General features: G+C 68.0%; 31 protein-coding genes and 1 pseudogene. 19 read left to right on the top strand and 13 right to left on the bottom strand.

Annotated elements, in window-relative coordinates; all coding sequences use genetic code 11:
* The first annotated feature begins 9 nt into the window (after window positions 1-9).
* The 6 genes from KOI47_RS34230 (at window position 10) to KOI47_RS34205 (ending at window position 5,865) form a co-directional block, all read left to right on the top strand.
* The gene (locus KOI47_RS34230; RefSeq protein WP_232376437.1) at window positions 10-780 is read left to right on the top strand and encodes a DUF4097 family beta strand repeat-containing protein; all 771 of its coding nucleotides are present in this window, start codon (window positions 10-12) and stop codon (window positions 778-780) included.
* A gap of 10 nt (window positions 781-790) precedes the next feature.
* Window positions 791-1,414: a DUF4097 family beta strand repeat-containing protein gene (locus tag KOI47_RS34225; protein WP_216211715.1), complete on the top strand. Its 624-nt coding sequence runs from the start codon at window positions 791-793 to the stop codon at window positions 1,412-1,414.
* A gap of 181 nt (window positions 1,415-1,595) precedes the next feature.
* On the top strand, window positions 1,596-3,470 hold the full coding sequence (gene dnaK / locus KOI47_RS34220) for a molecular chaperone DnaK (RefSeq protein ID WP_216211712.1): 1,875 nt from the start codon (window positions 1,596-1,598) through the stop codon (window positions 3,468-3,470).
* A gap of 29 nt (window positions 3,471-3,499) precedes the next feature.
* The gene (gene grpE, locus KOI47_RS34215) at window positions 3,500-4,213 is read left to right on the top strand and encodes a nucleotide exchange factor GrpE (protein WP_216217744.1); all 714 of its coding nucleotides are present in this window, start codon (window positions 3,500-3,502) and stop codon (window positions 4,211-4,213) included.
* 24 nt (window positions 4,214-4,237) lie between these two features.
* Window positions 4,238-5,416: a molecular chaperone DnaJ gene (dnaJ, locus tag KOI47_RS34210; protein WP_216211705.1), complete on the top strand. Its 1,179-nt coding sequence runs from the start codon at window positions 4,238-4,240 to the stop codon at window positions 5,414-5,416.
* Window positions 5,416-5,865, top strand: a complete 450-nt coding sequence (locus tag KOI47_RS34205) for a heat shock protein transcriptional repressor HspR (protein WP_216211701.1) — start codon at window positions 5,416-5,418, stop codon at window positions 5,863-5,865. Before dnaJ ends, KOI47_RS34205 begins: the two co-directional genes overlap by 1 nt.
* A 5-nt stretch (window positions 5,866-5,870) precedes the next feature.
* On the opposite strand, the gene KOI47_RS34200 is transcribed toward KOI47_RS34205, so the two are convergent.
* The 4 genes and pseudogenes from KOI47_RS34200 to KOI47_RS36075 all read right to left on the bottom strand — a co-directional run.
* Window positions 5,871-6,353 (bottom strand): YcxB family protein, encoded by a 483-nt coding sequence (locus KOI47_RS34200; RefSeq protein ID WP_216211698.1) that lies wholly within the window; start codon window positions 6,351-6,353, stop codon window positions 5,871-5,873.
* A 59-nt stretch (window positions 6,354-6,412) separates the two neighbouring features.
* Window positions 6,413-6,691: a YcxB family protein gene (locus KOI47_RS34195; protein ID WP_216211695.1), complete on the bottom strand. Its 279-nt coding sequence runs from the start codon at window positions 6,689-6,691 to the stop codon at window positions 6,413-6,415.
* 228 nt (window positions 6,692-6,919) lie between these two features.
* Window positions 6,920-7,786, bottom strand: a complete 867-nt coding sequence (locus tag KOI47_RS34190; protein WP_232376973.1) for a tetratricopeptide repeat protein — start codon at window positions 7,784-7,786, stop codon at window positions 6,920-6,922.
* 138 nt (window positions 7,787-7,924) lie between these two features.
* Window positions 7,925-8,104: pseudogene (locus tag KOI47_RS36075) on the bottom strand (helix-turn-helix domain-containing protein); the annotation flags it as partial.
* Window positions 8,105-8,261: 157 nt separating this feature from the next.
* On the opposite strand from KOI47_RS36075, the gene KOI47_RS34185 reads away from it, so the two are divergent.
* The 4 genes from KOI47_RS34185 to KOI47_RS34170 all read left to right on the top strand — a co-directional run bounded on the left by KOI47_RS34185 (window position 8,262) and on the right by KOI47_RS34170 (window position 10,236).
* Complete coding sequence (locus KOI47_RS34185; RefSeq protein ID WP_216211690.1) at window positions 8,262-8,471, top strand: hypothetical protein; 210 nt, start codon at window positions 8,262-8,264, stop codon at window positions 8,469-8,471.
* Window positions 8,468-8,782: a hypothetical protein gene (locus KOI47_RS34180; RefSeq protein ID WP_216211686.1), complete on the top strand. Its 315-nt coding sequence runs from the start codon at window positions 8,468-8,470 to the stop codon at window positions 8,780-8,782. The genes KOI47_RS34185 and KOI47_RS34180 overlap by 4 nt, the downstream gene beginning before the upstream one ends.
* A gap of 329 nt (window positions 8,783-9,111) precedes the next feature.
* Window positions 9,112-9,375, top strand: coding sequence for a hypothetical protein (locus tag KOI47_RS34175; RefSeq protein ID WP_216211684.1), 264 nt, complete (start codon window positions 9,112-9,114; stop codon window positions 9,373-9,375).
* A 414-nt stretch (window positions 9,376-9,789) separates the two neighbouring features.
* Window positions 9,790-10,236: a hypothetical protein gene (locus tag KOI47_RS34170; protein ID WP_216211680.1), complete on the top strand. Its 447-nt coding sequence runs from the start codon at window positions 9,790-9,792 to the stop codon at window positions 10,234-10,236.
* A gap of 298 nt (window positions 10,237-10,534) precedes the next feature.
* Here KOI47_RS34170 and KOI47_RS36590 read toward each other — a convergent pair whose 3' ends face one another.
* The 6 genes from KOI47_RS36590 to KOI47_RS34140 form a co-directional block, all read right to left on the bottom strand.
* A complete protein-coding gene (locus tag KOI47_RS36590; RefSeq protein WP_408629878.1) occupies window positions 10,535-10,819 on the bottom strand; it encodes an HNH endonuclease in 285 nt (94 codons plus the stop codon).
* A 72-nt stretch (window positions 10,820-10,891) separates the two neighbouring features.
* Window positions 10,892-11,665, bottom strand: a complete 774-nt coding sequence (locus KOI47_RS34160; RefSeq protein WP_216211675.1) for a hypothetical protein — start codon at window positions 11,663-11,665, stop codon at window positions 10,892-10,894.
* A 2-nt stretch (window positions 11,666-11,667) separates the two neighbouring features.
* Entirely contained in the window at window positions 11,668-11,937 is a 270-nt protein-coding gene (locus KOI47_RS34155; RefSeq protein ID WP_216211674.1) for a hypothetical protein, read from the bottom strand.
* Window positions 11,937-13,178, bottom strand: a complete 1,242-nt coding sequence (locus KOI47_RS34150; RefSeq protein ID WP_216211671.1) for an AAA family ATPase — start codon at window positions 13,176-13,178, stop codon at window positions 11,937-11,939. Before KOI47_RS34150 ends, KOI47_RS34155 begins: the two co-directional genes overlap by 1 nt.
* Window positions 13,175-13,480, bottom strand: a complete 306-nt coding sequence (locus KOI47_RS34145) for a hypothetical protein (RefSeq protein WP_216211669.1) — start codon at window positions 13,478-13,480, stop codon at window positions 13,175-13,177. The genes KOI47_RS34150 and KOI47_RS34145 overlap by 4 nt, the downstream gene beginning before the upstream one ends.
* On the bottom strand, window positions 13,477-13,674 hold the full coding sequence (locus KOI47_RS34140) for a helix-turn-helix transcriptional regulator (RefSeq protein ID WP_216211666.1): 198 nt from the start codon (window positions 13,672-13,674) through the stop codon (window positions 13,477-13,479). Before KOI47_RS34140 ends, KOI47_RS34145 begins: the two co-directional genes overlap by 4 nt.
* A gap of 176 nt (window positions 13,675-13,850) precedes the next feature.
* Here KOI47_RS34140 and KOI47_RS34135 point away from each other — a divergent pair, with 176 nt between their 5' ends.
* Together KOI47_RS34135 and KOI47_RS34130 are read left to right on the top strand one after the other, a co-directional pair.
* Window positions 13,851-14,447 carry a hypothetical protein gene (locus KOI47_RS34135; RefSeq protein ID WP_216211662.1) on the top strand — a complete coding sequence of 199 codons (597 nt, stop codon included), beginning with the start codon at window positions 13,851-13,853 and terminating at the stop codon, window positions 14,445-14,447.
* Between the two features lie 2 nt (window positions 14,448-14,449).
* Window positions 14,450-15,643, top strand: a complete 1,194-nt coding sequence (locus tag KOI47_RS34130) for a tyrosine-type recombinase/integrase (protein ID WP_216211658.1) — start codon at window positions 14,450-14,452, stop codon at window positions 15,641-15,643.
* 58 nt (window positions 15,644-15,701) lie between these two features.
* Here KOI47_RS34130 and KOI47_RS34125 read toward each other — a convergent pair whose 3' ends face one another.
* Window positions 15,702-16,880 carry a globin domain-containing protein gene (locus KOI47_RS34125; RefSeq protein WP_216211654.1) on the bottom strand — a complete coding sequence of 393 codons (1,179 nt, stop codon included), beginning with the start codon at window positions 16,878-16,880 and terminating at the stop codon, window positions 15,702-15,704.
* Between the two features lie 322 nt (window positions 16,881-17,202).
* Between KOI47_RS34125 and KOI47_RS34120 the strand changes: the two genes are divergently transcribed.
* Window positions 17,203-17,727: a MarR family winged helix-turn-helix transcriptional regulator gene (locus KOI47_RS34120; RefSeq protein WP_216211651.1), complete on the top strand. Its 525-nt coding sequence runs from the start codon at window positions 17,203-17,205 to the stop codon at window positions 17,725-17,727.
* Here the strand turns inward: KOI47_RS34120 and KOI47_RS34115 are convergent.
* A complete protein-coding gene (locus tag KOI47_RS34115) occupies window positions 17,717-19,309 on the bottom strand; it encodes an alanine/glycine:cation symporter family protein (protein ID WP_216211648.1) in 1,593 nt (530 codons plus the stop codon). The two genes, KOI47_RS34120 and KOI47_RS34115, sit on opposite strands and share 11 nt — an antisense overlap.
* A gap of 235 nt (window positions 19,310-19,544) precedes the next feature.
* Between KOI47_RS34115 and clpB the strand changes: the two genes are divergently transcribed.
* Window positions 19,545-22,139 (top strand): ATP-dependent chaperone ClpB, encoded by a 2,595-nt coding sequence (gene clpB / locus KOI47_RS34110; protein WP_216211645.1) that lies wholly within the window; start codon window positions 19,545-19,547, stop codon window positions 22,137-22,139.
* 90 nt (window positions 22,140-22,229) lie between these two features.
* Window positions 22,230-23,030, top strand: coding sequence for a type III secretion system chaperone family protein (locus KOI47_RS34105; RefSeq protein WP_232376436.1), 801 nt, complete (start codon window positions 22,230-22,232; stop codon window positions 23,028-23,030).
* A gap of 19 nt (window positions 23,031-23,049) precedes the next feature.
* Here KOI47_RS34105 and KOI47_RS34100 read toward each other — a convergent pair whose 3' ends face one another.
* Window positions 23,050-23,316, bottom strand: coding sequence for a hypothetical protein (locus KOI47_RS34100; RefSeq protein ID WP_216211642.1), 267 nt, complete (start codon window positions 23,314-23,316; stop codon window positions 23,050-23,052).
* Window positions 23,317-23,522: 206 nt separating this feature from the next.
* On the opposite strand from KOI47_RS34100, the gene KOI47_RS34095 reads away from it, so the two are divergent.
* The 4 genes from KOI47_RS34095 (at window position 23,523) to KOI47_RS34080 (ending at window position 26,175) form a co-directional block, all read left to right on the top strand.
* Window positions 23,523-24,299: an SDR family NAD(P)-dependent oxidoreductase gene (locus KOI47_RS34095; RefSeq protein ID WP_216211641.1), complete on the top strand. Its 777-nt coding sequence runs from the start codon at window positions 23,523-23,525 to the stop codon at window positions 24,297-24,299.
* Between the two features lie 54 nt (window positions 24,300-24,353).
* The gene (gene pyrE / locus KOI47_RS34090) at window positions 24,354-24,917 is read left to right on the top strand and encodes an orotate phosphoribosyltransferase (RefSeq protein WP_216211638.1); all 564 of its coding nucleotides are present in this window, start codon (window positions 24,354-24,356) and stop codon (window positions 24,915-24,917) included.
* A 192-nt stretch (window positions 24,918-25,109) separates the two neighbouring features.
* Window positions 25,110-25,502 (top strand): DUF2784 domain-containing protein, encoded by a 393-nt coding sequence (locus tag KOI47_RS34085; protein WP_216211635.1) that lies wholly within the window; start codon window positions 25,110-25,112, stop codon window positions 25,500-25,502.
* A 22-nt stretch (window positions 25,503-25,524) separates the two neighbouring features.
* The gene (locus tag KOI47_RS34080; RefSeq protein WP_216211632.1) at window positions 25,525-26,175 is read left to right on the top strand and encodes a TrmH family RNA methyltransferase; all 651 of its coding nucleotides are present in this window, start codon (window positions 25,525-25,527) and stop codon (window positions 26,173-26,175) included.
* Window positions 26,176-26,182: the final 7 nt, after the last annotated feature.

The following is a 26,182-nucleotide window of genomic DNA, read 5'->3' as shown; positions in this document are numbered from 1 at the left end:
GGGCTCAGCATGGTACGGCCGGGATTGGCCCTTGGTGGCGTCCTGATGATCGGAGCCGGGGTGGCGGTCGCCTTCGGCTGGGTGTGGCCGTCCACCGCGGAGGCCACCGACACGGTGGCCGAGCAGGTGAACAGCGTGGAGATCGACAACGCCTCGGGGGACATCGCCATCACGGTCGCCGACGTCGCGGAGACCACCGTCCGGCAGACCTTTTCCTACCGGTTCGGCAAGCCGGAGGACACCTTCTCGATCACCGAAGGGGAGCTGTACCTCGGCGACTGCGGCTGGTGGTGCTCCGTGGAGTACGAGGTCGTCCTCCCGCGGGCCGCCGCGGTGACCGGCGACCTCAGCTCCGGGGCGCTCACCCTGGAGGGGGTCGCCTCCGCCGATGTGCACGGCTCGTCCGGGGATGTGCGGGTGCGCGATGTGGACGGCCCGGTGCGGGTGGACGTCAGCTCCGGCGACGTCGAGCTGACCGACATCGGCAAGGAGATCACCGTGGACACCAGTTCCGGGAACATCATCGGGCGGGACCTGCGTGGTGCGGTCACCGCCGAGGCCAGTTCCGGCGACATCACCCTGGCCCTCACCGCCGCCGGGGATGTGCGCGCCGATGCCAGCAGCGGGAACATCGAGCTCACCGTGCCCGCGGGCGAGTACCGGGTGGAGGGCGAGTCCAACGCGGGTGACCGCCGGATCGAGGTCGGCCGCGATTCCGCCGCCGCGCATCTGCTCCGGCTGGACACCTCCAGCGGCGATGTCACCGTCAAGGCGGGCTGAGGGGATGGCGATGGGACGGAACGGGCGCAGGATGCTCGGCTGGGTGCTGGCCGGGGCGCTGGGGTCGAGTGCGCTCGCCGGATGCGGCGAACCGTTCGACGCGGCCGCCAGTTTCACCGATGGCAGGCCGGTGCCCGAACCGGTTGCGCGGGTCAGCTTCGAGCTGCCGGCGGGGGCGGTGCGGATCCGGGTGCGCGAGGACGCCCCGGTCTCGCTGCGCAGGGAGGTGACCTACCGGGGCGATCGGCCGGGAAGCAGCCACCAGGTACGCGGTGACACCCTCGTGCTCGAGGGCTGCGGTACGGAGTGCGAGGTCGAGTACGACCTGGTGCTGCCGCGTGACCTGCCGGTCAGCGGCACCCTCGGAGCGGGGGCGGTGCGGGTGGACGGCGCGGCGAGCGTGGACGTGCGCGCCGACTCCGGTGAGATCGACCTCACCCTGCGCGAACCGGCCGATGTGCGGGCCGAGACGACCAGCGGCTCGGTCACGGTGACCGTGCCGCGCTCCACCTACCAGGTGGACGCCGCCGCCGGAACCGGCCGGACCGAGGTCCGGGTGCCGGATGACCCGGGCGCAGCCCACCGGATCGAGGCCAGGGCCGGCACCGGTGACGTCCTGGTGCGGACCGCCTGACCTGGGCGGGACCAGCCAGGGAACAACTCGGCCTGCCCATCCGTTGAGCCCGGCAGGAAGGTTGAGTGCGGATCGCTCAAGTCTGGTTTGACGGGCGATACCCACTCGGGATAGAACTTGAGTAGAGGCCGCTCAACGCGGGCGGAAAGCTGCAGTTCAGGACACACAGGAGGAACAACCCATGGCGCGAGCGGTCGGCATCGACCTGGGTACGACCAACTCGGTCGTCGCCGTGCTCGAGGGCGGCGAGCCGGCGGTCATTGCCAACTCGGAAGGTTCGCGGACGACCCCGTCCATCGTCGCCTTCGCCAAGAACGGCGAGGTGCTGACCGGGCAGCCCGCGAAGAACCAGGCCGTCACGAACGTGGACCGGACCATCCGGTCGGTGAAGCGGCACATCGGCACCGACTGGAAGACCGAGATCGACGACAAGGCCTACACCGCGCAGGAGATCAGCGCGCGGGTGCTGATGAAGCTCAAGCGGGACGCCGAGTCCTACCTCGGCGAGGAGATCACCGACGCGGTGATCACCGTGCCCGCCTACTTCGAGGACGCCCAGCGGCAGGCCACCAAGGAAGCGGGCCAGATCGCGGGCATGAACGTGCTGCGCATCGTCAACGAGCCCACCGCGGCCGCGCTGGCCTACGGGCTGGACAAGGGCGAGAAGGAGCAGACCATCCTGGTCTTCGACCTCGGTGGCGGCACCTTCGACGTCTCCCTGCTGGAGATCGGCGAGGGCGTGGTCGAGGTCCGCGCCACCAGTGGTGACAACCACCTCGGTGGGGACGACTGGGACCAGCGCATCGTCGACTGGCTGGTGGACAAGTTCAAGTCCAGCCACGGCGTCGACCTGACCAAGGACAAGATGGCGCTGCAGCGCATTCGCGAGGCGGCGGAGAAGGCCAAGATCGAGCTCTCCAGCGCGGGCAGCGCCAACATCAACCTGCCGTACATCACGGTGGACGCGGACAAGAACCCGCTGTTCCTCGACGAGAACCTGTCCCGTGCCGAGTTCCAGCGGATCACCTCCGACCTGCTGGACCGCACCAAGGCGCCGTTCCACAACGTGATCAGGGACGCCGGTATCGGGTTGTCCGACATCGACCACGTGGTGCTGGTCGGCGGGTCCACCCGGATGCCCGCGGTCGCCGACCTGGTCAAGGAACTGACCGGCGGCAAGGACCCGAACAAGGGCGTGAACCCGGACGAGGTCGTCGCGGTCGGCGCCGCGTTGCAGGCCGGTGTGCTCAAGGGCGAGGTGAAGGACGTCCTGCTGCTGGACGTGACCCCGCTTTCGCTTGGCATCGAGACCAAGGGTGGTGTGTTCACCAAGCTGATCGAGCGCAACACCACGATCCCGACCAAGCGCTCGGAGATCTTCTCCACCGCGGACGACAACCAGCCCTCGGTGCAGATCCAGGTGTTCCAGGGTGAGCGCGAGATCGCCGCGCACAACAAAAAGCTCGGCATGTTCGAGCTGACCGGCATCCCGCCTGCACCGCGCGGTGTGCCGCAGATCGAGGTCGCCTTCGACATCGACGCCAACGGCATCGTGCACGTGACCGCCAAGGACCTCGGCACCAACAAGGAACAGTCGATGACCATCACCGGTGGCTCCGCGCTGCCGAAGGAGGACATCGACCGGATGGTCAAGGACGCCGAGGCGCACGCCGAGGAGGACAAGCAGCGCCGCGAGGAGGCCGAGACCCGCAACCAGGCGGAGACGCTGGTCTACCAGACCGAGAAGTTCATCAAGGACAACGAGGACAAGTTGCCGGATGACCTCAAGGGCAAGGTGCAGACCGCGATCGACGAGGCCAACGAGTCGCTGAAGGGCACCGACACCGGCAAGATCAAGGAGTCCATCGAGAAGCTGAACTCCGCCTCCCAGGAGCTGGCCACCGCGCTGTACGCGAACACCGGTGCCCAGTCCGGCGAGGCCGGTGCGGCAGGCGCGGGTGCCGCGGGCGCCGCTGGTGGCGCGGGCGAGTCCGGCTCGGCGAAGGCGGACGATGTCGTCGACGCCGAGATCGTGGACGAGGACGAGAAGAAGTGACCGATTCGGATCGCGAGGACTCAGTCGGAATGGGCAGGCACAGCATGGATGCCGGCAACGACAGCGAGGAGCCCCGAGTCGTGGTCCGTGATCGTCGCAAGATCGACCCGGAGACCGGGGAGCTCCGGCAGGAGCCGGTCGAGGTCGAGGGCGTCCCGGAGGTGCCGGTGAGCGCCGCGGGCCCCGAGGCCGGTGAGTCCACTCTGGACGAACCGGCCACCCCGGTCTCCGACACTGAGCAGCAGCTGGCCGAGCGAACCGCCGACCTGCAGCGGATCCAGGCGGAGTACGCCAACTACCGCAAGCGGGTCGAGCGCGAGCGGGAGGCCGCGGCCGTCACGGCCAAGGCCTCCGTGGTCGGCGACCTGCTGCCGCTGCTGGACGATCTGGAGCGGGCCGAGGCACACGGTGACCTCACCGGCGCGTTCAAGGCGGTGGCCGACAAGCTGGTGAACACCCTGCAGCGAGCCGGACTGGAGCCGTTCGGCACCGAGGGCGAGCCCTTCGACCCGAGCGTGCACGAGGCCGTCCAGCACGCCACCTCGCCCGAGGTGGACGGTCCGACGGTGACCACGGTGCTGCGCCGTGGCTACCAGATCGGCGATCGCGTGCTGCGCGCCGCGCTGGTCGGGGTGACCGATCACGAACCGGCGGCGGAGCCCGCTGCCACGCAGGCGGAGGCGCCGGTCGACCCACCGGTCGAGGGCGAACTGCCGCTGAACACCGATGAGAACGCTCGATAACAGCAAGGAGGGAGGGGACGCCCGATGAGCGCGAGGGAATGGATCGGCAAGGACTTCTACCGTGAGTTGGGCGTCTCCTCCGACGCTTCCACCGAGGAGATCAAGAAGGCGTACCGCAAGCTGGCCAGGGAGAACCACCCGGACGCCAACCCTGGCAACGAGGAGGCCGAGCGCAAGTTCAAGGCCGTCTCCGAGGCCTACGGGGTGCTGTCCGATCCTGGTAAGCGCAAGGAGTACGACGAGGCGCGGCAGCTGTTCGGCTCCGGCAGCCCAGGTGGCTTCGGCTTCCCCGGTGGCGGCAGCGGGGGCACCGGCGGATTCGACTTCGGTGACATCTTCGGCGGTGGCGGTCAGACCAGCGGGCTCGGCGGCCTCGGCGACATGCTCGGCAACCTGTTCGGCCGCCGCGGCGCGGCCGGTGGCACCGCGGGCAGGGGCCAGCGCGGGGCCGATGTCGAGACCGATGTCCGGATCGACTTCACCGAGGCGGTGCAGGGCGCGACCCTGCCGCTGCGTCTTTCCAGCCCGACCACCTGCGCGACCTGTGGCGGTAACGGTGCCAAGCCGGGCACCATGCCGCGTACCTGCACCACCTGCGGTGGCGCGGGGCTGGTCAGCCGCAGTCAGGGGGCGTTCGCCTTCTCCGAGCCGTGCCGGGACTGCCGGGGCCGCGGCACGGTGATCGACGACCCGTGCCCCGAGTGCGTAGGCGAGGGAGTGAGCACCCGGACCAGGACGCTGACCGTGCGCATCCCGGCCGGGGTCAGCGACGGCCAGCGCATCCGGCTGGCCGGGCAGGGCGAGCCCGGCCGTGGCGGTGCCCCTGCCGGTGACCTGTACGTGCGGGTGCACGTGGCGCCGCACGGGGTGTTCGGCCGATCCGGCAATGATCTGACCATCACCGTTCCGGTCTCCTTCCCGGAACTGGTGCTCGGTGCCACCATCACGGTCCCGACGCTGGAGAGCAAGGTGTCGGTGAAGGTGCAGCCGGGCACCGCGAACGGCCGGGTGCTGCGGGTGCGCGGCAAGGGCATCCACAAGCGCGACGGCACTCAGGGCGACCTGCTGGTGACCCTGCAGGTGGCCATTCCGGCGCGGGTTGACTCGGAAGCAAAGGCGGCGCTGGAGCGTTACGCCGAGGCGAGCGCGGGTGAGGATCCGCGTCCCGAGATCACCACGATGCTGCGAGAGCGAGGTTCGTGATGTTCGGTTCCTCCCCGCTGCCCGGCGGCCTTCCGCACGGCGCCGACGAGGACACCCCGGTGTTCGTCATCTCGGTCGCGGCCCAGCTGTCCGGGCTGCACGCGCAGACCCTGCGGTCCTACGACCGGCAGGGACTGGTTTCCCCCGGCCGCACCTCGGGCGGGGGCAGGCGCTATTCCATGCGGGATATCGCACAGCTGCGCGAGGTGCAGCGGCTGTCCCAGGAGGACGGCGTGAACCTCGCCGGGATCAAGCGGATCATCGAGCTGGAGAACCAGGTCGACGCCTTGCGCGAGCGGGTGCGGGAACTGACCGAGGAACTGGCGGGCGCCTACGCCGCCGCCGAACAGGCCGCGGCCGCGGTGCACGCCTCCTACCGCAAGGATCTGGTGCCGGTGCGCCAGGAGGCCGCACTGGTCGTCTGGCGCCCGCCCCGCCGCCCCCGCTGAGCCGGTCAGCGGGCGGGGGTCAGGTTCTCGAGGAAGGCACCGAGTTCGGCGTCCTGCGCAGCGGTGAGGTGCCGGCGCCCGATGACGAGCGCGACCTGACCGGTCACTTCGACCAGGAAGAACCGCTGGTTGACGAGCACCCGTTTGACCTGTTCCCAGCGGTACTCGGCCTGCTCAAGATCGGTCTCGTAGGCGTAGGACTCGTCGGTCACGAGCACGCGCCCCGGCCGGTCGAGCCGTTTCCGCAGTTCCGCGATCGTCGCGCGGATCCGGCGCTCAACCCACACGGGCAGAAACAGCACGGCGGCGAACGCCAGGATTCCCGAGATCACGAGGTCGTTCAGCAGCAGGAGGACGCCGCCGCCGAGGAACGCGAGGCACGCCGCGGCCAGGCCCCAGAGCTGCCGTCGCATTCCCAGCCGGATGGCCTGCCTGAGGTCCCTGAGGTCTTCTCCGGCGTCGAACTGACTCTGGATCTCGATGTGCACGGGCCCTCCCCCTGGTCGGTGCACATCATGTCATCAGCGCCTGGTGGCGTGGGCCGGGTTCAGCCGGCCGGGGCCAGCTGGCCGAGGAAGGCGTCGAGCTCGGCGTCCTGCTCGGCGGTGAGTACCCGGCGGGGGAGCATCAGTGCCACCTGGCCGGTCATCTTGACCAGGAAGAACCGCTCGGTGCGCTGTACCTCGCCGACCAGGCGCCACTGGTACTCGACCTGCTGCAGGTCGGTCTGGTAGCCGAAGGTGTGCTCGGTGATGGTCGCCCGGACAGCTCGCCCAGCGCGGGGCCGAGCAGCCCGGCGAGCACCATCGCGGTGCCGATGACCCACGAGCCGAGGAACATCGTTTCCTTGCCCGCCCAATGCTGTGAGCGGCCCGTTCCCTGCATTTTCGCAGTGAACGGGCCATTCACGGCGGGTAGGGTCCTGACCTGCGTTGATCTTGTCTACATGCGGGTTGACCAGCAAAAATGCCTCTCAGCGGGTCTCGTCGACTCTCGCCGGTTTCTGACCTCGTGTGTACCCGTTGCGTACCGGTACGCATGGCAGGTGTGCCGGTCAGAAGCGCATACCTACCCATCCGGCGAATGAGGTCAGGCTGTCCGAGCGGCGGCGCTCGGACTCGGCGATGCCGGTCAGGGTCTCCCGTACCGAGGGGTGTAGGCGGGTCTGCTGGGGTGCGACCTTCCGGGCGCGGTTCAGGGCGTCCAGCGCCTTGTTCGGTTGGCCTGAGAGTAGCCAGGCACGCGCGGTGTCCTGCCAGTGGTGCCCTGCCCTCGGCGGCGCGATTCCGGACGGCAGGCGGAGCGCTGAGCCGTCGTTCGCGGCCCTGCCGGGGTCGCCTGCCTCCATCTCCACCGCGCAGGCGTGAATGCCGACGTTGCCCTTGCCGAACAGCGTCCCGTAGGCGTCGCTCTCGCCGTTCACGCGCGGGGCGAGATTGCGCGCTTCCGCAATGTGAGCGCGAGCTGTGTCGGGTTTGCGTCCGCGTGCTGCCGCGATCGCTCCGCAGAGGTGTGCATAGCCACGTACCGCGACTGCGGGTTCGTCGTCTCCTGTGATGTCGTCAAGTCCTTGCTCCACAAGCGAGAGCCCCACGTCGGTAGCGTCCAAGTACATCAGCACACGGGCGCGCTTGACCTTGGCCTGGGCGACGTACAGGGGGTCATCTGCTAGAGCCGCTACCCACTCCAGCCGGTCAACCGCAGGCGTGCACAGGGACATGTAGCCGAATCGCCTGCACAACCGCTCTGCGGTTACGTATCCGGCCGAAAGCAAGGAATACAGCCGACCACGTTCGGTGTCCGTCGTGGCATCCCTCACAGCGCCGTGCAACTGACGGAGCAGGACGGGCAACCGCGCCAGCGCCTGCCTGCCCTTGTCGTTGCGGTAGACCCGGTTAACGGCGTCCATCTCGGTTGCCATTGCGTCAACCGAGTCCGGTTGGACCGGATTGACGTACTGACCTTCTGCCAGGACCGCTCGAAGGTCGGTCAGCCCTTCTAGCGGTCCCTCTTGTTCGATCGTCTCTCGGTACGGGGCGCCGGTTAGCTGCTCGGGCTCAACGCGGAGAGCGCGTGCGACGGCGGCGGTGAACGCGGGGGATGCTGGTTCACGACCCTGTTCAACCGCTCGCACATATGACAGTGAGTAGTTAGCGCGCTGGGCCAATTGGGTTTGCGTTAGGCCACTCAGCTTACGTTGTATCGCGGTACGTTCACCGATTGAAGCTACTTCAGGCATCCTGACACCTTTCCGTACGGCCGGTCACAGGATACTCCTGTCGTCTGAACGGACTGTTACCGAAACTGGCACTTCGTAGCCACCTGCGTGCTTAGTGTTGTTCGGGCGGTACGGACCGTTGACCGCTGCAAAGTGCCCACGGAGTGCGGGTGCGCGGTTGCCGTTCCGAGTCGCGACAGGGGTACGTGCGCTGGCTTTCTCCCTCTCCCCCGACTGGGGCCAGCGCCGCACCCGTTCGCCGGTAGGGGTGTCCAGCGCGTCGTTCGTCCATGGGTGCCTCTACCGGCCCCAGCAAGCCAGCGAGGCCGAGGCGTCCCGCATCGTGTCGGCCTCGCTGGCGTCCACATCGGACAAGGCGAGGGAATGAGCGACGACAGCGACAGTGCAGGCGACGGCCGGATCGTCGTTGCTATCAACCCGTTGTGCCACACGCGGCCGGTCCCGTTGTATCACGGCCGCTTGCCGGGGTTGATCATCGGTGACGGTACCGACGAGGTGGTGTTGACCATCGGACCGCGCTTGCAGGACGCCTCGGTCGGCAAGGAATTCGCCATCGCGCTGGCGTCGCACGCGCTTGCCTTCGCTGGCTTCTGCAATCGCAGGTTGGCAGATCGTCCTTTTTGGCCTGCCGATGATCCTGAGTCCAGATTGGAGCGAGATGGACACGATTTCCCATGACGACGCAGCAGCGATCAGGAGCACTAGGTCACGCTGTAGTCGTTGGCGTACCAGCCGCTGCCCTGCTGGGTGTATGTGCAGTTGGCAGCCACACCGTGCGCCGGTGCCGGAGTCGGAGATCACCGGCATCAGGTCGGCGACGGCACGGCCGGAAGGAGCACGGTCGTGACGGTTCGCATAATCGAGATAGCCGCGCGAAAGCGGACCGGCGGTAGATCTGTCTGCGACATTCGCGTGAATCTTCGCCAGGCTGCCGGTGAAACTGCCGGAACTATCAGACGCGCTCAGCACGATCGAGGGCAATCCAACGTAAAGGGAAGGGAATAACAGTGAGCGGACTCGAAGAACTCGCCGGTCAGGTAAACAACGTTGCCGAGCAAATCGACTTCGGCGCAGCAAACTTGATCAAAGAGCAGGTGACCAACATTCAAACCACGCTGCATTCGCTGATCGGCAACACGAAGCACATGGGAAGCGTTGAAGCGCCGATTGGTTTCGCCACCGAAGCGGCAGACAACGCGATAACCAGCCTCGCCGCATTACAGGAGGCCATCCGTGGCACGGCTAACGCGATTGTGTCGGGCGGCGTATGAACGGGCGGGGGTAGCGGTAGTACCCAACCTGCCAGGGCAGGCCCGACGCAACAGGACCAGCCAAAGAAGCGCGCCAAGTTCGGCTACAGCAAGTCGAAGAACTACCGGAAGACTTTCACCGATGCCTACCCGGAGACGAAAGGCAAAGTGAACGTTCATCATGCTGTCGAGCAGAAAGCGGCGGGACAGTACCCAGAAGCCAGTATTCAGCCGGAAGAGATGCATTCCTTGGGCAATCTACGAGGGATACCAAACGAGATTAACAATACTCTTCACTTGAGAACCCTTCGGCGAGAATGGAATGAGTTCTACCGAAACAACCCTACTGCAACAAAGCAACAACTGCTCGACTTTGCCACCTACCTCGATGACAAGTATGGCGATCAGTTCAACCCTCCGGTAAGGTGAGCCACCATGACCGACTATTTCATACTACGACCGGAAGCATCACCGACATTTGGCGACAATGTCAAAATAGATACCAGTGTCCATCCGCCACGGGTTTCGAAGCTACATTTCAAATTCGAAGGATGGCTAGGTGATGATCTGCTTGAATCGTTCCCGTGCTTCGCGATAAGCAAGAGCCTGGCTGACAAGGTAGAAAAGTCCGGTCTCGGCGCATTCGAGCTGCGCGATATGGAAGTGACAGTCGACGAGCAGTACACAGAGATTTACGGAACTTTGGAACTTCCGGAGTTCAAATGGTTCTATGTGACCGGTAAGGCTGGTCAGGACGACTTCGGTGTGACTGACAAGGCTGATCTCGTGGTGTCGCAGGCTGCGCTGGATGTGCTCCGGCAGGGGCGGTTAGACGAGTGTGATGTCGAGCCGTACTCGCCGGATGGGTCGGGGCAGGGCTAGCTGTGGGTGGGCGTTGCCGAGCTGGGCAGCGCTGGTGCCGATGGGTGCGTCTTGCGGGGCCGTTGAACGGGCTGTGTGGGTGCGAGGACCCGCCCTGGTGGTGATCGCCTGGGCGGGTCTTCGCGCGTCGTGCGGGGTGTTCGGCGGGGTGGCGCTGGGTGGTTTGTGCTGGTTGGGGTGGTTTCGGTGTGTTCGGTTGGTTGGGGGCTGTGAGTGCCAGACCCGTACAGAACGGGGGAAACAGCACCTTCCTATGCCGTGTGGGTCCGGGGAGGGGTGGCCCCCTGGCTGGTGTGGGTCAGTCGAGTAGTCCGGGATGCTGTTCGGGTTTGCGTTGTTGTCGTGGTCGTGTTTGGTTCCATCGTGTGTGTCCGCGCTGCCGTTCGGCTTGGGTTTTGGTGTCGTGGCACGGCCGACAGAGCCCTTGGCCGTTGCTCTCGTCGTCGCTGCCGCCTTCGGCCACGGGGGTGATGTGGTCGGCGATCACGGATGGTCGTAGGCCGCACGTCTGGCAGGTGGGGTCGCGTTGCAGGATGCGCGCTCGGGCGGCTGTGGGGAACGCGCGGCGGGGGGTCCAGCCCATGGGGGTGTCCTCTGGTCGGGGTGGGTGCGCGGCCCCGAGGGGTTGGTGTCCCTCGGAGCCGCGCGTGGGTGGTTATGCCGGGTCTGCTGGTTCTGGTGGGTCGTAGGGGCCGCGTAGGTCATCGAGGTATTCGCCTTGGCCGTCGCGGACGAAGCCGACCGCGGTGTCGGCACCGATACGCATGGTGATGCCGTTTTTGCCGCGTACCTGGCGGTATCGGGCGGCGGGTGTTTCCCAGTTGGCGAGCCATTCGGCGATCTTGTTGGCCTCGATCTGGGCGGCGCCGAACCCGAGCATGTTGCCTTCGGTGGTGGTGACGGCGGGGTGTATTCCGGGGTCGTCGTGGCCCTTGTACAGGTCGTCGGCGAGGCCGAGGAGTTCGGATGCGTCCCGAAGCCGTTGTGCGGCTGTTTTGACCGTGCGGGCGGCGTCGGCGAGCGCGGCGCGGTAGTCGGCGAGGGCGGGTGTCAGTCGTTCGCGTCCTTTCTCAGCGATCCAGGCGCGGTGTTCGGTGAGGACGGACCGTAGTTGCGTGCTGACGCGCTGGCGTTCGGTGACGAGGATGGGGGCCTGTTGCTTGAGTTCGTCGAGTACGGCTTGCTCGGTGGGCTCGCGTTCGTGCTCGGGAACGGGCTCGTCGGCCAGGACGGCGGCCTTCAATGCTTCGGCGTCGGCGCGGGCGGCTTCCCGGATGGCGTCCTGCTGGTCTTCGAAGCGGTCTTCGAGGTCTTCGATCCGGTCTTCCAGCTTGCGCCAGGTGTCGGCCAACTGGTGGGCCTGTGGGGGAAGGTCGTCGTTGCTGGGCAGGCTTTTGATGCCGGTTCGTTTGTGGGTGATTGCGTGCATGCTCAGTCCTCCTTGTTCGTGCCGCCGCAGGAGGGGCAGCGGTAGATGATCGGTTCCCCGAGGACACGCGCGTTGGCGTTGCGCGAGATGCGCTTGGGGGCGGGCCGTGAGCAGCCGGCGGTGTGGTGGATGTAGTCGGGGTGGGCGTCCGGGTCGTTGCCGGACATCAGGTCGCGCAGGTGCCCGGCGCGGCGGGCCTGGTCGACTTCGTGTCGTGTCAGTTCCGTAAGGTCGCTGGACCCGTACTGCACGGGTCGAACGATGCGGGACATCAGGTGTTTCCTTCCTCTGTGGTCGGTTGTGGACTGTCTATACAGGACATCTCTTCTGGATTAGGGGTTGTTGTGTTCCCTGTTCCCGACAGTGGGGGTGGGGAACGGGGAACACCCGGTGTGGTGGCGTGTTCCCTGTTCCCGGGGAACGTGCGGGAACGGTGGGAACGCCATGCGCGCAGGGCGTCACTGGCGCGTTCGGATCGCCAGCGGAGCCGTTCTTTCACCTCCCTGACCGAGGTTGGGGGTGGGTCGAGCGCGTCCAGCTCGGCGAGATCACTGGTGGGGACGCCGACGATGGTTGCGGCGTCGCCGAGTTGGGGTGCTTTCACCGACCAGTGCAGGTCGTGGCTGGAACTGTCCAGTGTGAACAGTCCTGCGGTGGGTTCTCTCCCTTCTTGGGGGCAGTGGCGGCGTAGTCCGCCGTGCCGGTCCTTGTTGATCGTCAGGAACGCGGAGCCTCCTGTGCCGGGGGTGAATGTCTCGTTGACGGTGACCCGCAGGGACACCCCGCCGACCGCTCGGCGTTTCGCGACGGTGCCGGTCGGCCCGTTGGCGCGGTTCTCGGTGTTTTTCGGCAGGTGGTCGATCGCGATCACAGCGGTTCCGGCCAGCGCCAGCGGTTTGAGTACGGCGGTGTGGGCCAGGGTGAATTCGTCCGGGCTGTTGCTGGACAGCCGCAGCAGGGGCAGCAGCTCTCCCACCGAATCGACCACGGCCACCGCCGGGCGCCATTGCCGCGCGTCGGCGATTACGGCCACCAGGTGCGCCTTGTCCTCGGGCTCGGCATACCGGAACACGTGGGGGTCCCGCAGGGTGTCCTCGGGTACGGCCATGTCCAAGAACCGGCACACGGTGGCGTTGAGTCCGTTGTGGTCGATGTCCACGAACAGCACCCGCCGACTGGCGCGCAGGGCTTCCGCCGCGGCGGCCTGCGCGACCAGGGTCTTGCCGGACTCCGGATCGCCGAACAGCAGGTTGACCTGCCCGGCGTAGAACAGGGCGTGCCCGTCGCTGCGGTGCAGCAGCACCGGCGCCGGGGGCTCCGCAAGCCCCCCGTCCAGCAACGCGGCCACGTCGGCGTACAGGCTGTTCCCGTGTTCCCCACCCCCAGTGTCGGGAACAGGGGAACACTCCTGACCAGCGGTTTCGATGCCGTGTTCCCCGGGTGTTCCCCGATGGTCGGTGTGGGTCTCCGTGCGCGGCCGGTCGGCCTGGGCTGCGTGGTCGCGTGTGGTCATGGTGCCGCCCCGATGGATCGGGCAAGGGTCTGTTCGACCACGGTGGACATCAGTCCGTGGTGGTACAGGTGTCGCCAGGCGGCACGGGCCGACTCCACCGACAGGCGAGGCGGCACGGGCGGCGGGTCGAGCGGGTCACGCCGCCCCTCGGGCAACGGCGGCAGCCGGTAGGACGCCGCACGACGGGCGCGCAGATGGGCATGGACACTTCCGGTCGCGCTACCGTGGCACGCGGCAGTGGTGATCTGTGCCCCGGAACCCGCCTGGTCGACCGCCGGGCGGGCTTCCTTCTCTCGGCTCATGCGGCGTCGCTCCCTCCGCCGCCCTGCTGGGCAAGCCACGCCTCGACATCACGCCAGGCATACCGGGCGTGCTTGCCCACCCGCCGGTACCGAGGGCCGAGACCCCGGTACGCCCACTGATCCAGCGTCTTCTCCGGTATCCCGAGGAACACAGCCACCTGGCGCCGAGACGCCAGTGGTCGGCGCTCAGCCATCCAGTCACCTCCTGTCAACTCCCGAGCGGTCTCCTTGCCGCTCACTCATTGACAGGTTGGCACCCTGTTGGCACTGTTTGAAGTGCCATTGACACCCTAGAGATTGGCAAGCACGTATGACGTGGCAAGGACGAGGACGGCTGACCACGCGCTCCGGCAGCGGCGGGCTGGTCCGCATGGGTAACTACGTCGTTCCAGCGGCGATCACCTGGACGGTGACCGGCGACAAGGGCACCCCTGATCTGCGCATGGAGTTCGCCGTACGGGACGGACGGCCCGAGTGCACCGGGTTCCACGTGGTCGCCTCCCCGCAGGGCCGTCCCGTGCGCACGAGCGATCTCGCCGGGCTCAACGTCGATGTGCTCGTGCGCGATGTGTTCATGGAGTTCGCCGACGTGGTGACCGAGGAAGACCCCCTGAGCGCCGAGACCCGCCCGGCGGACGAGCGCGAAATGTGGCAACGGCGGAAGGTGGTCGAGGACGCGCAGGCCACCGGCCGTGGCCCCTCGTTGGAGGAGCTACAGCAGGTCGTCGCGGTCTACCGGGAGCACCCGAAAGCGCCGATGCAGGCCGTGGAACTCGTGCTCGGCTACAGCCGCCGCACCGCCTACCGGCGGGTACAGCAAGCACGCGAACGCGGCTTGTTCGAGGAACAACAGGATCAGGCCAGCGACGACGACCAGCACCAGCCGACTCAGGACGAGATCCGGGACATGCTCCGGCAGCGAGGCCACGGCGTGCCGGGCGACGCCAGCGACGAGAGCGAGGCCTGACCATGGCAGTGGAAGACTCCTGGTACGCCCCGGACAAGGCCACCGGTAAGAAGGTCAAGACCAAGCGGCACGGACGGGGCAAACGGTGGCGCGTGCGCAACCGGGGCGCCCGCACCGTGTCCTTCCACAAGAAAAGCGACGCGGAAGCCTACGACACCAAGATCAACGGGGACCTGCTCAAGGGGCTGGTGCCGTTCGACCACAAAGCCGGAACCGAGACGTTCGGCGCCTACGCCGACACCTGGAACGCGCAACGCGATTACGACGCGGAGTCCCGGCGCACGGTCGCGTCACGGATCAACAGCCACCTACGGCCGTACTTCGGTGTCATGCGGATGCGCGACATCCAACCGGCAACCGTCACCGCCTGGCGCGCCTGGATGCGGGACCGGCGCAAACGCAACGGTGAACCCTACGCCGACGCGACTCTGACTGTGGCGTGGGTGTTGCTCGGGTCGATCCTGCGCACCGCCGTCACGGACGGGGTGATCGCCAAGCACCCCTTCGACGGCCTGACCGGCCCCGGTGCTCCCGCTCGGCGGGTGCGCGACATCTGGGAGCACGACACCGTGAACGCGGTTCTCGGCGGCTTCAGCGACCGGACACGGCCCATACCGCTGCTGTCGGCCACCTGCGGGCACCGGCAGGGCGAAAGCCTCGCCGTGGCGGTCGAGGACATGAACCCGCTCCGCAAAGAGATCACGATCCGGCATCAGGTGAAGCGGGTTGACGGGAAACTCGTGCTCGCGCCCCCGAAGCGGGGGAAGGCCCGCACCGTGCCCATGCCGACCGTGGCCAGCGACGCGCTCACGGCGCACATCAAGCGGCACGGCACGCGCACCGTGCGGTGCACCTGTTGCCGAAAGGACTGGCGCGTCCTGTTCTTCGACGGACACGACCTGATCAGCGCCCGCGACTTCAACCGCGACGCGTGGCACCCTGCGGTGCGCACGGCGGGGCTCACGCCGTCGCCGGGGACCGGGCAGCACCAACTCCGCCACTACTACGCCTCCATGCTGATCGATGGAGGCGCGTCCATGAAGGAAGTCCAGGTCTTCATGGGCCACGCCTCCATCAAGATCACGGCCGATACCTACGGACACCTGTTCGAACGCAGCAACGACCGGGCACGCGGCATCATCGACACCGCGTTCTCCGCCCCTGCGTACCCCTTGCGTACCGCTGAGGGCCAGTAACACCATTCATGCAGGTCAGGACCCTGCCCCGCTGTGAACGGGTCACTCACAGCAGAGGTCAGTCGATGGTGAAGGGGTCGTAGCGAATCTGGTCCAGCGCGGTCCCGGCGACCAGCATCCTGGACACGGTGGCCCGGATCATCGCCGGTGAGCCGGAGACCAGCACGTCGTGGTTGGGCCAGGCACCCCGCCGGGTGACCGCCTCGGCCAGGGTGCCGTGCTCGCAGCCGGGCAGTCCGGACCCGCGTTCCACCACCGGGGTCACGGTCAGCCAGGGGTTGACCGAGGCGATCGCGCGCAGTTGCTCGAGGTCGTAGAGGTCGTCCCGGGTCGGGCCACCGTAGAACAGCTGCACCTGCGGGTTCTCCGCCCACTGGGCGAGGTCGTCCAGCATGGACTGCATGGTCGCGACCCCGGTGCCCCCGGCGATCATCAGCACGTTCCGGCCGGACTCCCGGTCCACATGCATCCGGCCGAGCGGGGGACCGATCCGCCAGACGTCCCCGGCCTGGGTGTGGCTGACGATCGCCCTGGACACCCAGCCCCCGTCCACCGCGCGCACGTGGAACTCGATCGAGCCGTCCTCGCGCGGCGCGTTCGCCGGGGTGAGGTAGCGCCACAGCCGCGGCCGCTGCGGGACCTCGATGCTCATGTACTGGCCGGGCCGGTAGGGCACCGCCTGCTCGGGCTCGATCCGGACCAGTGCGAGGTCCCAGCTCAGCCTGCGGTGCTCGGCGACGTGCCCGTACCAGAACGGCGGGTTGTCGTCGGCGGCCGCAGCCTCCTGCATCGACCGCGCGATGATGGTGTACGCCTCGGCCCAGGCGCGTTCCACCTCCGGGGTCCAGTCCTCGCCCAGATGCCGCTTGAGCGCGGCCAGCAGCGCCGTGCCCACCGCCTCGTAGTGCTTGGCCACCACGCCGAACTTGCGATGGTCCCGGCCCAGCTGGCGGAGGAAGGGCACCAGGTCGTCCGGGCGGTCCACCATCTGCACGATGTGCACCAGCGCGCGTACCAGCCTGCCGCGCTGCACCTCCATATTGATCGGGAAGAAGTCGCGGGTGGCAGGGGCGAGGGTGAACAACATGCCGTAGAAGAACTGGGTGATCTCCGGGGTGTACGGCTCGGCCTTGGCCCAGGCGTCCCGGATGAGCCGCACCATCGCGGTGACGGCCGGAGGCGCCTCGCGATGCACCGCGGAGGCCCGTGGAACGGGGCTGACCGCGTCGGCTGTCATTGCGCCCACACTTCGTACTCGTGCTCGTGACTGGTCACGAACGGGTGGCGTGCCGCGGGCTCATCGCCCACGGCAGGGCATTTCCCCGTCTGGCGCCATGCAGCTTCATGGATATTCCACCCTTCCGGATCAAGCACTCTCCACAACATATGTTGCCGACCGCTTGGGCGGTAGCCGCTGCACAGGTTGTTTGTTCAGGGTTGCTCCGGACGGGTGGTTTACATGCGGCTAATACGTGCGTCACCTCACGTTTTGAATAGTTGCCGCACACAATTATCCGAATCTAAGGTTGTATAGCACAAGTAACCGGGTGGGTGAGGCCATGACCGAAGCCGAGGAGGTACGCCTCGAACTCGTGCGCGAGCTGCGTGCCGTGGCGCAGGTGCAGCACGCCTGGACGGCGCGGATCTGGCCGGAGGAGCTGGGACTGCACCCCGCGGCCGTCGGCCTGCTGGCAGAGCTTTCCGATGTCGGTGAGTGCAGGCCGTCCGAGCTGGCACGCCGCAGGCTGGTCGACCTCTCCGTGGTGAGCAGGCAGATCACCCAGCTGCTGGCGGCCGAGCTGGTCGAGCGCAGGCCTGCGCCCGAGGACGGGCGGGCGGCACTGGTCCGGATCTCGGTACGGGGCGCGGCGGAGCTGGCGCGCTGGCGGGAGCTGTACCTGGGGCTGGTCGGCCGCGCGCTGGACAACTGGACCGAGCGGGAGCTGCGCGGCCTGGTGGAGCGGTTGCGGGCGGTGAACACCGACCTGCGCGCGGTGCTCGGCCCGGAGGACGGGGAGGATCAGGCAGGCCGGGTGCCCGCGGACCATGCCGGCCCGCGGGCACCCTGGCAGGTCAGCTCGTGACCTTCTCGTCGTTCTTCTTCACCTCGCCGGAGCGCAGCTTCTCCCTGAAGCTCTTGACCTCGCGCTTGACCACCGGCATCAGCAGGTAGAGGCCGATGATGTTGAACAGCGCCAGCATGAACAGCACCGCGTCCGCGAAGCTGAGCACGCTGCCCAGGGTCAGCACCGAGCCCGCGACGATGAACAGGCAGAAGATCAGCTGGTAGATGCGCTCACTGGTCTGGCTCTTGCCGAACAGGAAGGTCCAGGCCTTCTGCCCGTAGTACGCCCAGGTGATCATCGTGGACAGCGCGAACAGCGCCACCGCGATGGTGAGCACGTACGGGAACCACGGCAGCACCGTCTCGAAGGAGCTGGAGGTCACCGTGACCCCGTCCGGGGTCTCGCCGCCCGCGAACACGGTCGCCTGCGCGTCGTTCCAGAACTGGGTGTTCGCGATGATGATCGTCAGTGCCGTCATGGTGCAGACGACCACCGTGTCGATGAACGGCTCGAGCAGCGCCACGTACCCCTCGGTGACCGGGTTCTTCGTCTTCACGGCCGAGTGCGCGATCGGCGCCGAGCCGAGGCCGGCCTCGTTGGAGAACGCCGCCCGCTGGAAGCCGACGATCAGGGCGCCGATGGCACCACCGAGCACGCCCTCGGGGGAGAAGGCGCCGGAGATGATCGCGCCGAAGGCTGCGGGCACGTCGGTGATGTTGACCAGGATGACGATCAGGCAGGCGGCGATGTAGATGACCGCCATCGAGGGGACCAGCCTGCTGGTCACCTTGCCGATGGACTTGATCCCGCCGATGATCACTGCGCCGACGACGACGGCGAGCAGGATGCCGAAGACCAGCGCGGCGCCGTCGCTGCCGAGGAAGCCGTCCGAACCGCCGGTGACGTCCTTGAGCTGGGCGAAGGTCTGGTTCGCCTGGAACATGTTGCCGCCGGCGAGGCCGAAGAACAGGATCATGATGGCGGTCAGCACCGCGAGGATCTTCCCGATGTTCGCGCCACCCTTGCCGAACCGCTCGGCCAGCCCCTTGCGCAGGTAGTGCATGGGCCCGCCGGAGACGGTGCCGTCGGCATGTGTCTCCCGGTACTTCACGCCGAGCGTGCATTCCACGAACTTGGTGCACATGCCCAGCAGGCCGGCAAGGATCATCCAGAAGGTGGCACCGGCGCCGCCGATGGTGACGGCGACACCGACACCCGCGATATTGCCGAGGCCGACCGTCCCGGATACGGCGGAACTGAGTGCCTGGAAGTGGGTGATCTCGCCGGGGTCGTCCTTCTTGCTGTACTTGCCGCGGACCAGCTCCAGTGCGAGCTTGAAGCTGCGGAACTGGACGAAGCCGAAGTAGACGCTGAACACGGCCGCGGCCAGGATCAGCCAGGCGACGATCCACGGGAACGACACCCCGAAGACCGTGATCTCGTAGAAGACGAAGGCGGAAAGCCCGTCCGAGACCGGCTCGAAGATGCTGTTGATCCATTCCTCGATCGAGGCGAGGGTGCCGCCCTCGGCGGCGAGGATGTGTGTTGCGGTGTCCGGTGGTGAGCTCGTGGCCAGCGGACCGGCGCTGATGCTAGACATGGTCCGGTAGTGCATCGAAAAGCCGCGACGAATACAAGGGCTTGGCCCTATGTCGTTACCAGTTCGAGCGTCCGGTTGCCACTTTTTTGTCCTGCCGCACACTGAGTACCGGGTCGTGTGCGGTGAGTGAGACAAACCTTGAGTGGAACAGACTCAAGTTTCCTGACGTTGTACCTGACGACAACAGATCCGAGAGGCTGCCATCGGCGCAGTACACGGCAACAGAGGTGAGGGGATGGACGCTTTCAACCCGACCACGAAAACCCAGCAGGCGATCTCGTCGGCCGCGCAGGCAGCCACCATGGCGGGCAACCCGGACGTCGCCGCGGCGCACTTGCTCGGCGCGCTGCTGGCGCAGGGCGACGGGCTGGCCCAGCCGCTGCTGACCGCGGTCGGTGCCGACCCCGATCAGGTGCACAAGGAGCTCGAGCCGATCATCCAGGCGCTGCCGTCGGCCAGCGGGGCGACCGTGTCCAGCCCGCAGTTCGACCCCGGTGCCGTGAAGTCCCTTACGCACGCCCAGAAGCTGGCCACCGAGCTCGGCGACGAGTACGTCTCCACCGAGCACGTGCTGGTCGGGCTGGCTGCCGAGGGTGGCCAGGTCGCCGACCTGCTGAAGCGGCACGGCGCGACTCCCGACGCACTGCGCGAGGCCTTCACCAAGGTGCGCGGGTCGGCCAGGGTGACCAGTCCGGACCCGGAGGGCACCTTCAAGGCGCTGGAGAAGTACGGCATCGACCTCACCGCCCGCGCCAAGGCGGGCGAGCTGGACCCGGTGATCGGCAGGGACACCGAGATCCGCAGGGTGGTGCAGGTGCTGTCCAGGCGGACCAAGAACAACCCCGTGCTGATCGGTGAGCCGGGGGTCGGCAAGACCGCGATCGTGGAGGGTCTCGCCCAGCGGATCGTGGCCGGGGACGTGCCCGAGTCGCTGCGCGGCAAGCGGGTGGTCGGGCTCGATCTCGGTTCGATGGTGGCCGGGGCGAAGTACCGCGGCGAGTTCGAGGAGCGGCTGAAGGCCGTGCTCAAGGAGATCACCGACTCCGCCGGTCAGGTGATCACCTTCATCGACGAGCTGCACACCATCGTCGGAGCCGGGGCCACCGGTGAAGGGGCGATGGACGCCGGCAACATGATCAAGCCGATGCTCGCCCGCGGCGAGCTGCGCATGGTCGGCGCCACCACCCTGGACGAGTACCGCGAGCACATCGAGTCCGATGCCGCGCTGGAGCGCCGGTTCCAGCAGGTGCTGGTCGGCGAGCCCTCCACCGAGGACACCATCGGCATCCTGCGCGGGCTCAAGGAGCGCTACGAGGTGCATCACGGGGTGCGGATCACCGACGCCGCGCTGGTCGCCGCCGCGGCCCTCTCCGACCGCTACATCACCGCCCGGTTCCTGCCGGACAAGGCGATCGACCTCGTCGACGAGGCCGCATCCCGGCTGCGGATGGAGATCGACTCCCGGCCCGTCGAGATCGACGAGGTGGAGCGTGCCGTGCGCCGGATGGAGATCGAGGAGATGGCGCTGGCCAAGGAGGACGACCCCGCGTCAAGGGAGCGGCTGTCCGCGCTGCGCGCCGAGCTGGCCGAGAAGCGCGAGGAGCTGTCCGCGCTGACCGCGCGCTGGCAGAACGAGAAGGGCTCGATCGAGAAGGTGCGCCAGCTCAAGGAGCAGCTGGAGCAGCTGCGTGGCGAGGCGGACCGGGCCGAGCGGGACGCCGACCTCGGCCGGGCGGCCGAGCTGCGCTACGGCAAGATCCCGGCGCTGGAGAAGGACCTGGAGGCCGCGACGGCGGCCACCGAGGGCGCGGCCAGTGCCGAGGTGATGCTCAAGGAGGAGGTCGGCCCGGACGACGTGGCCGAGGTGGTCAGCGCGTGGACCGGCATCCCGGCCGGCAGGCTGCTGGAGGGTGAGACCGGCAAGCTGCTCCGGATGGAGGAGGAGCTCGGCAGGCGGGTGGTCGGCCAGGCCGAGGCGGTGACCGTGGTCTCCGACGCGGTGCGCCGTACCCGCGCCGGGGTCGCCGACCCGGACCGGCCCACCGGCTCGTTCCTGTTCCTCGGCCCGACCGGGGTTGGCAAGACCGAGCTGGCCAAGGCGCTGGCCGAGTTCCTCTTCGACGACGAGCGCGCCATGCTGCGGATCGACATGAGCGAGTACAGCGAGAAGCACAGCGTGGCACGGCTCGTCGGCGCCCCGCCCGGCTACGTGGGCTACGACCAGGGCGGCCAGCTCACCGAGTCGGTGCGCAGGCGGCCGTACTCGGTGGTGCTGCTGGACGAGGTGGAGAAGGCGCACCCGGACGTGTTCGACGTGCTGTTGCAGGTGCTGGACGACGGCAGGCTCACCGACGGCCAGGGCCGCACGGTGGACTTCCGCAACACCATCCTGGTGCTCACCTCCAACCTGGGTTCGCAGGCCATCGCCGACGCCACCCTGGACGAGCGGCAGCGCAGGGAGGCCGTGCTGGCGGTGGTGCAGCGGCAGTTCAAACCGGAGTTCCTGAACCGGCTGGACGACATCGTGGTCTTCCACTCGCTGGACACCGAGCAGCTGACCTCCATTGTGGACATCCAGGTGGAGCGGCTGGCCCGGCGGCTGGCGCAGCGCAGGCTCACCCTGGACGTCACCCCGGCGGCAAGGGAGTGGCTGGCGCTGAACGGGTTCGACCCGATCTACGGGGCGCGCCCGCTGCGCAGGCTGGTGCAGTCCGCGATCGGCGACCAGCTCGCCAAGCAGCTGCTGGCAGGCGAGGTCCGGGACGGGGACACGGTCCTGGTGGACGTGCCCGAGGCGGGCGACTCCCTCCGCGTCACCCGCGCGGCGTAAGGCCCGGTGTCCGCGGGTAGCCCGAACGGGGCCCGCGGACACCGGGATGCTGACCCTCGCTTCCCGGCGGTGAGTACTACGCTGACGCCCGTGGGTATACCGGCGTGGATCTGGTTCGTCATCGCCGCTGTCGCCGCGCTCGCGGGGCTGGCGCTACTCGCTGTGGACAGGGCCAAGGAGGGCTCCCGGAACAGAGAGCGCGCCCGCTGGGCCGACCTGCGCGGCTGGCAGTTCGTCGAGGAGGACGAGCGCCTTCCGCAGCAGTGGTCCAGCGGCGCCATCGGGTACTTCGGTGCCGAGTCCGCGGTCAATGTGGTGGCGGGCTCCACCTTCACCTCGGACGGGCGGCGGCAGGTGTTCGTGTTCGACATCGAGGCCGACGGGGTGATCCCGGCTGTGATCGTGGCGGTGCGGTGCAGCCGGGTGCATCCGGTGCTGCTGGAGCTGTGGCTGGCCAGTGTGCCGTTCCAGCGTGCGGAGATGCCCGAGTTGCTCGGCCCGGTCGGCCAGCGCTACGCCTTCACCGATGACGTGCCGGGCTCGCGGAACCTGATCACGCAGGACCTGGTGGACGCCGCGGACGCGCTCGGCGGGGATGTCGGCGTGGCCTGGCTGGAAGGCGAATGGGTGCTGGCCAGCGCCGCCCCCAACGTCGGTCCCTCCCGGCTGGAGCGGCTGCTGCGGGACCTCGGCGAGATCGCGGACATCGTGGATCCGTTCGAGGACGACCACCCCGTCGGCGGCCCGGTCGGCGGCAGGCGCTGGGATCAGGGCGGAGCGGCGCAGGACTCGCGTGAGCTGCTCGACGGACCGGAATCCGAACTGGACTCCGAGTTCGGTCAGTTCGGTGTGGACGAGCCACCGGCCCGCAGGCCGCCGCCAGGGTTCTGATCCGGTCTCGCCGGAGCGGTCAGTTGGCCGGCTCCGGCGCGGCCTGCCGCTGCGTTTTGCCGGACTGCTCGGCGCCGCCGTCCTCGCCGGAAAGGTCAAGGGTCCCGGCGAAGAACCCCTTGCCGTCCTGTTCGTTGCTGAGGGTGGAATTGCTGGGAAGAGCTTGACCCATGGCTTCGTACTCCTGAATCCCGCGCCCGTAGAAGTCCTGGTGCTCCTGGCTCATCGCGGCCAGGTACCCCCGGACGAAGGACACGTAATCGGTGGCACCGTTCTCTGTGGTCATCAAGGCGCTGTTCGGTAGGCGGGTGGCGGTACTTATAGGCAGTACTTACTCCGAATGGCGGTACGAACAATAGTGTGGGTGCCATGCGTAGTGTCACTACTAGCACGTAAAGATTTGCTATCACCACCGTGGGTGACAACCATGTGAGTGTCCACCTGGGATCCGGTAGTGCAACTTTTACCCTGCGCAATCGGTACTGTCGGAGCATGGCTTCCACCGCACTGATTACCGGCGCCACCGCGGGCATCGGCGCCCAGTTCGCCCGCAGGCTGGCCGCCGACGGATACGCACTCGTACTCGTCGCCAGGGACACCGACCGGCTCGCCGCCCTGGCCGGAGAGCTGCGCGACCGGCACGGCACGAGCACCGAGGTGCTCCAGGCCGACCTGGCCACCGCCGAGGGCCGCGAGGCCGTGGAGGCGCGGCTCACCGCCCAGGAGGCACCGGTCGACCTGCTGGTGAACAACGCCGGGATGGGCCTGGCCGGCGAGTTCTGGACCGCCGCGATGGCGGACCTGCAGACCCAGCTCGACCTGAACGTGACGGCGGTGCTCCGGCTCACCAGGGCGGTGCTGCCGGGCATGCTGGAGCGGGGCCACGGCGAGGTGATCAACGTGTCCAGCGTGGCCGGGTTCTTCCCCGGCCGGGGCTCCACCTACACCGCGAGCAAGAACTGGGTGACCTCGTTCACCGAGGGCATCGCGGCCGCGTTGCCAGGAAGCGGGGTGCGGATGATGGCGCTGTGCCCCGGCTTCACCCAGACCGAGTTCCACCAGCGGGCCGGGCTGGAGAAACCGGGGCCGTCCTGGTTCTGGCTCACCGCGGAGCGGGTGGTGGACGAGGCACTGGCCGACCTGCGCCGGGGCCGGATCGTCTCCATCCCCAGCCCGCAGTACAAGGTGCTGGTGGGGATCGGCAGGCTGTTGCCGCACCGGCTGATCCAGCGGATCGGCGGTGGCATCTCCGGCCGCGGCCGCACCTGAGCGGGTACTGACCTGCTACGCAGCAGGACAGACGTCATGTGACAGACTCCAGCCGTGGCGAACCCCGGGTTGGATCAGACGGCGAAACTGGAACTGGCCAGGTTGGTCACCGAGCTGTCCGTTGTGCACGGCGCGGTGACGCTGGCCTCCGGCAAGCAAGCCGACTACTACATCGACCTGCGCCGGGCCACCCTGCATCACGCCGCCGCGCCGTTGATCGGCAGGCTGCTGCGCCAGCTGACCGTCGACTGGGACTTCGTGGCGGTGGGCGGGCTGACCCTCGGCGCCGATCCGGTTGCCACCGCGATGCTGCACTCGGCCGCGGCCGATGGCGTGGTGCTGGACGCCTTCGTGGTGCGCAAGTCGGTGAAGGAACACGGGATGCAGCGGCGGATCGAGGGCATGGAGGTCGCGGGCCAGCGGGTGCTCGCCGTCGAGGACACCTCCACCACCGGAGGCAGCGTGCTCACCGCGGTGGAGGCGCTGAACGAGGCCGGCGCCACCGTGGTCGGCGTGGCCACCGTGGTGGACCGGGACACCGGTGCCCGCGAGGCGATCGAGCAGGCCGGCCTCGCCTACCGCTCCCTGCTCACCCGCGACGACATCGGCCTGCGCTGAATCCCCAGCTCCCCCGGCGTGTTTGCCGCCCACGTACGCGTGTTTGCCGTCCACGCGCACGAGTTTGCCGTTCCCGTACACCCGCCCCGGCGTTTTGTCCGTTCTGCTTGCGGCATTCCGGCGAACCTGCAGGTAGCCTGGGCAGTGAAACTGGGGTGAAGCGGGGACCGTAGCAGTGGGGAGGTCGTGGAGATGGCCGGCTTTCTGGCGGACGTGACGACCGTCGTGCACTTCCTCGCCCTGCTCTACATCGGCCTCGGCGGGTTCCTGGCCTGGCGCTGGCCGAAGAGCATCTTCGTGCACGTCTTCTTCGCGGGCTGGGGCGTGCTGGTGGTTGCCATCGACCAGCTGCCCTGCCCGCTCACCGCGGTGGAGGACTACCTCCGCGGGCTGCAGGGCCTTGGCCCGCTGCCAGGGGGCTTCAACGAGTACTACATCTACGGGGAGCTGATCCCGGAGTCGTTGCTGCCGGTGGTCGGGATCGGCGCGGTGCTGACCCTGCTGGTCTCCTACATCGGGGTGTACGTGCGCTGGCGCAGCCGGGCACACCAGAACGACACCAACCACCAGGTGCGGCTCGGCTGAACCGCGCGGCGATAATGCCCTGGTGATCGAGGAGACCGGGCCGACGGAGTGGACCTTCCGCGCGGAGGTCGGGGTCGGTCCCTGGCCGGGCCCCTGGCCGCGGGACGCCCGGTACGACCCGGAACTGCTCGAGCACGGCGACCGGCGCAACGTGGTGGACGCCTATCGCTACTGGCGGCGGGAGGCCATCGTCGCCGACCTGGACCGCCGACGGCACCCCTTCCACGTGGCGATCGAGAACTTCCAGCACGACCACAACATCGGCACCGTGGTGCGCACCGCCAACGCCTTCGCCGCGGCGGCGGTGCACATCGTGGGCCGCAGGCGCTGGAACCGGCGCGGTGCCATGGTCACCGACCGCTACCAGCACCTGCACCACCACCCGGACGTCGCCTCCTTCGTCTCCCACGCCGAGGCCGAGGGGCTGGCCGTGATCGCGGTGGACAACACGCGGGGCGCGCGCCCGGTGCAGGCCGTGCGCCTGCCGCGGGAGTGTGTGCTGCTGTTCGGCCAGGAGGGCTCGGGGCTGTCCGAGCAGGCCCAGCGGGCCGCCGCCAAGGTGGTGTCCATCCCGCAGTTCGGCTCGACCCGCTCGATCAACGCGGGGGTCGCCGCCGGCATCGTGATGCACACCTGGATCACCCAGCACGCCGACCTCGCCGACGCCTGGTAACGGCGCC

The sequence above is a fragment of the Amycolatopsis aidingensis genome (genome assembly GCF_018885265.1).
Taxonomy (GTDB): Bacteria; Actinomycetota; Actinomycetes; order Mycobacteriales; family Pseudonocardiaceae; genus Amycolatopsis; species Amycolatopsis aidingensis.
The sequence above is the reverse complement of the archived record's forward strand: the minus strand, read 5'-3'. Positions and strand labels throughout refer to the sequence as shown.

Bases quoted from the DNA above. Each gene is read 5' to 3' on its own strand.
- KOI47_RS34230 (WP_232376437.1), top strand. From the start codon at position 10: ATGGTACGGCCGGGATTGGCCCTTGGTGGCGTCCTGATGATCGGAGCC.
- KOI47_RS34225 (WP_216211715.1), top strand. From the start codon at position 791: ATGGGACGGAACGGGCGCAGGATGCTCGGCTGGGTGCTGGCCGGGGCG.
- dnaK (WP_216211712.1), top strand. From the start codon at position 1,596: ATGGCGCGAGCGGTCGGCATCGACCTGGGTACGACCAACTCGGTCGTC.
- grpE (WP_216217744.1), top strand. From the start codon at position 3,500: ATGGGCAGGCACAGCATGGATGCCGGCAACGACAGCGAGGAGCCCCGA.
- dnaJ (WP_216211705.1), top strand. From the start codon at position 4,238: ATGAGCGCGAGGGAATGGATCGGCAAGGACTTCTACCGTGAGTTGGGC.
- KOI47_RS34205 (WP_216211701.1), top strand. From the start codon at position 5,416: ATGTTCGGTTCCTCCCCGCTGCCCGGCGGCCTTCCGCACGGCGCCGAC.
- KOI47_RS34190 (WP_232376973.1), bottom strand. From the start codon at position 7,786: ATGGCAACCGAGATGGACGCCGTTAACCGGGTCTACCGCAACGACAAG.
- KOI47_RS34180 (WP_216211686.1), top strand. From the start codon at position 8,468: ATGAGCGACGACAGCGACAGTGCAGGCGACGGCCGGATCGTCGTTGCT.
- KOI47_RS34170 (WP_216211680.1), top strand. From the start codon at position 9,790: ATGACCGACTATTTCATACTACGACCGGAAGCATCACCGACATTTGGC.
- KOI47_RS36590 (WP_408629878.1), bottom strand. From the start codon at position 10,819: ATGGGCTGGACCCCCCGCCGCGCGTTCCCCACAGCCGCCCGAGCGCGC.
- KOI47_RS34160 (WP_216211675.1), bottom strand. From the start codon at position 11,665: ATGCACGCAATCACCCACAAACGAACCGGCATCAAAAGCCTGCCCAGC.
- KOI47_RS34155 (WP_216211674.1), bottom strand. From the start codon at position 11,937: ATGTCCCGCATCGTTCGACCCGTGCAGTACGGGTCCAGCGACCTTACG.
- KOI47_RS34150 (WP_216211671.1), bottom strand. From the start codon at position 13,178: ATGACCACACGCGACCACGCAGCCCAGGCCGACCGGCCGCGCACGGAG.
- KOI47_RS34145 (WP_216211669.1), bottom strand. From the start codon at position 13,480: ATGAGCCGAGAGAAGGAAGCCCGCCCGGCGGTCGACCAGGCGGGTTCC.
- KOI47_RS34140 (WP_216211666.1), bottom strand. From the start codon at position 13,674: ATGGCTGAGCGCCGACCACTGGCGTCTCGGCGCCAGGTGGCTGTGTTC.
- KOI47_RS34135 (WP_216211662.1), top strand. From the start codon at position 13,851: ATGGGTAACTACGTCGTTCCAGCGGCGATCACCTGGACGGTGACCGGC.
- KOI47_RS34130 (WP_216211658.1), top strand. From the start codon at position 14,450: ATGGCAGTGGAAGACTCCTGGTACGCCCCGGACAAGGCCACCGGTAAG.
- KOI47_RS34125 (WP_216211654.1), bottom strand. From the start codon at position 16,880: ATGACAGCCGACGCGGTCAGCCCCGTTCCACGGGCCTCCGCGGTGCAT.
- KOI47_RS34120 (WP_216211651.1), top strand. From the start codon at position 17,203: ATGACCGAAGCCGAGGAGGTACGCCTCGAACTCGTGCGCGAGCTGCGT.
- KOI47_RS34115 (WP_216211648.1), bottom strand. From the start codon at position 19,309: ATGTCTAGCATCAGCGCCGGTCCGCTGGCCACGAGCTCACCACCGGAC.
- clpB (WP_216211645.1), top strand. From the start codon at position 19,545: ATGGACGCTTTCAACCCGACCACGAAAACCCAGCAGGCGATCTCGTCG.
- KOI47_RS34100 (WP_216211642.1), bottom strand. From the start codon at position 23,316: ATGACCACAGAGAACGGTGCCACCGATTACGTGTCCTTCGTCCGGGGG.
- KOI47_RS34095 (WP_216211641.1), top strand. From the start codon at position 23,523: ATGGCTTCCACCGCACTGATTACCGGCGCCACCGCGGGCATCGGCGCC.
- KOI47_RS34085 (WP_216211635.1), top strand. From the start codon at position 25,110: ATGGCCGGCTTTCTGGCGGACGTGACGACCGTCGTGCACTTCCTCGCC.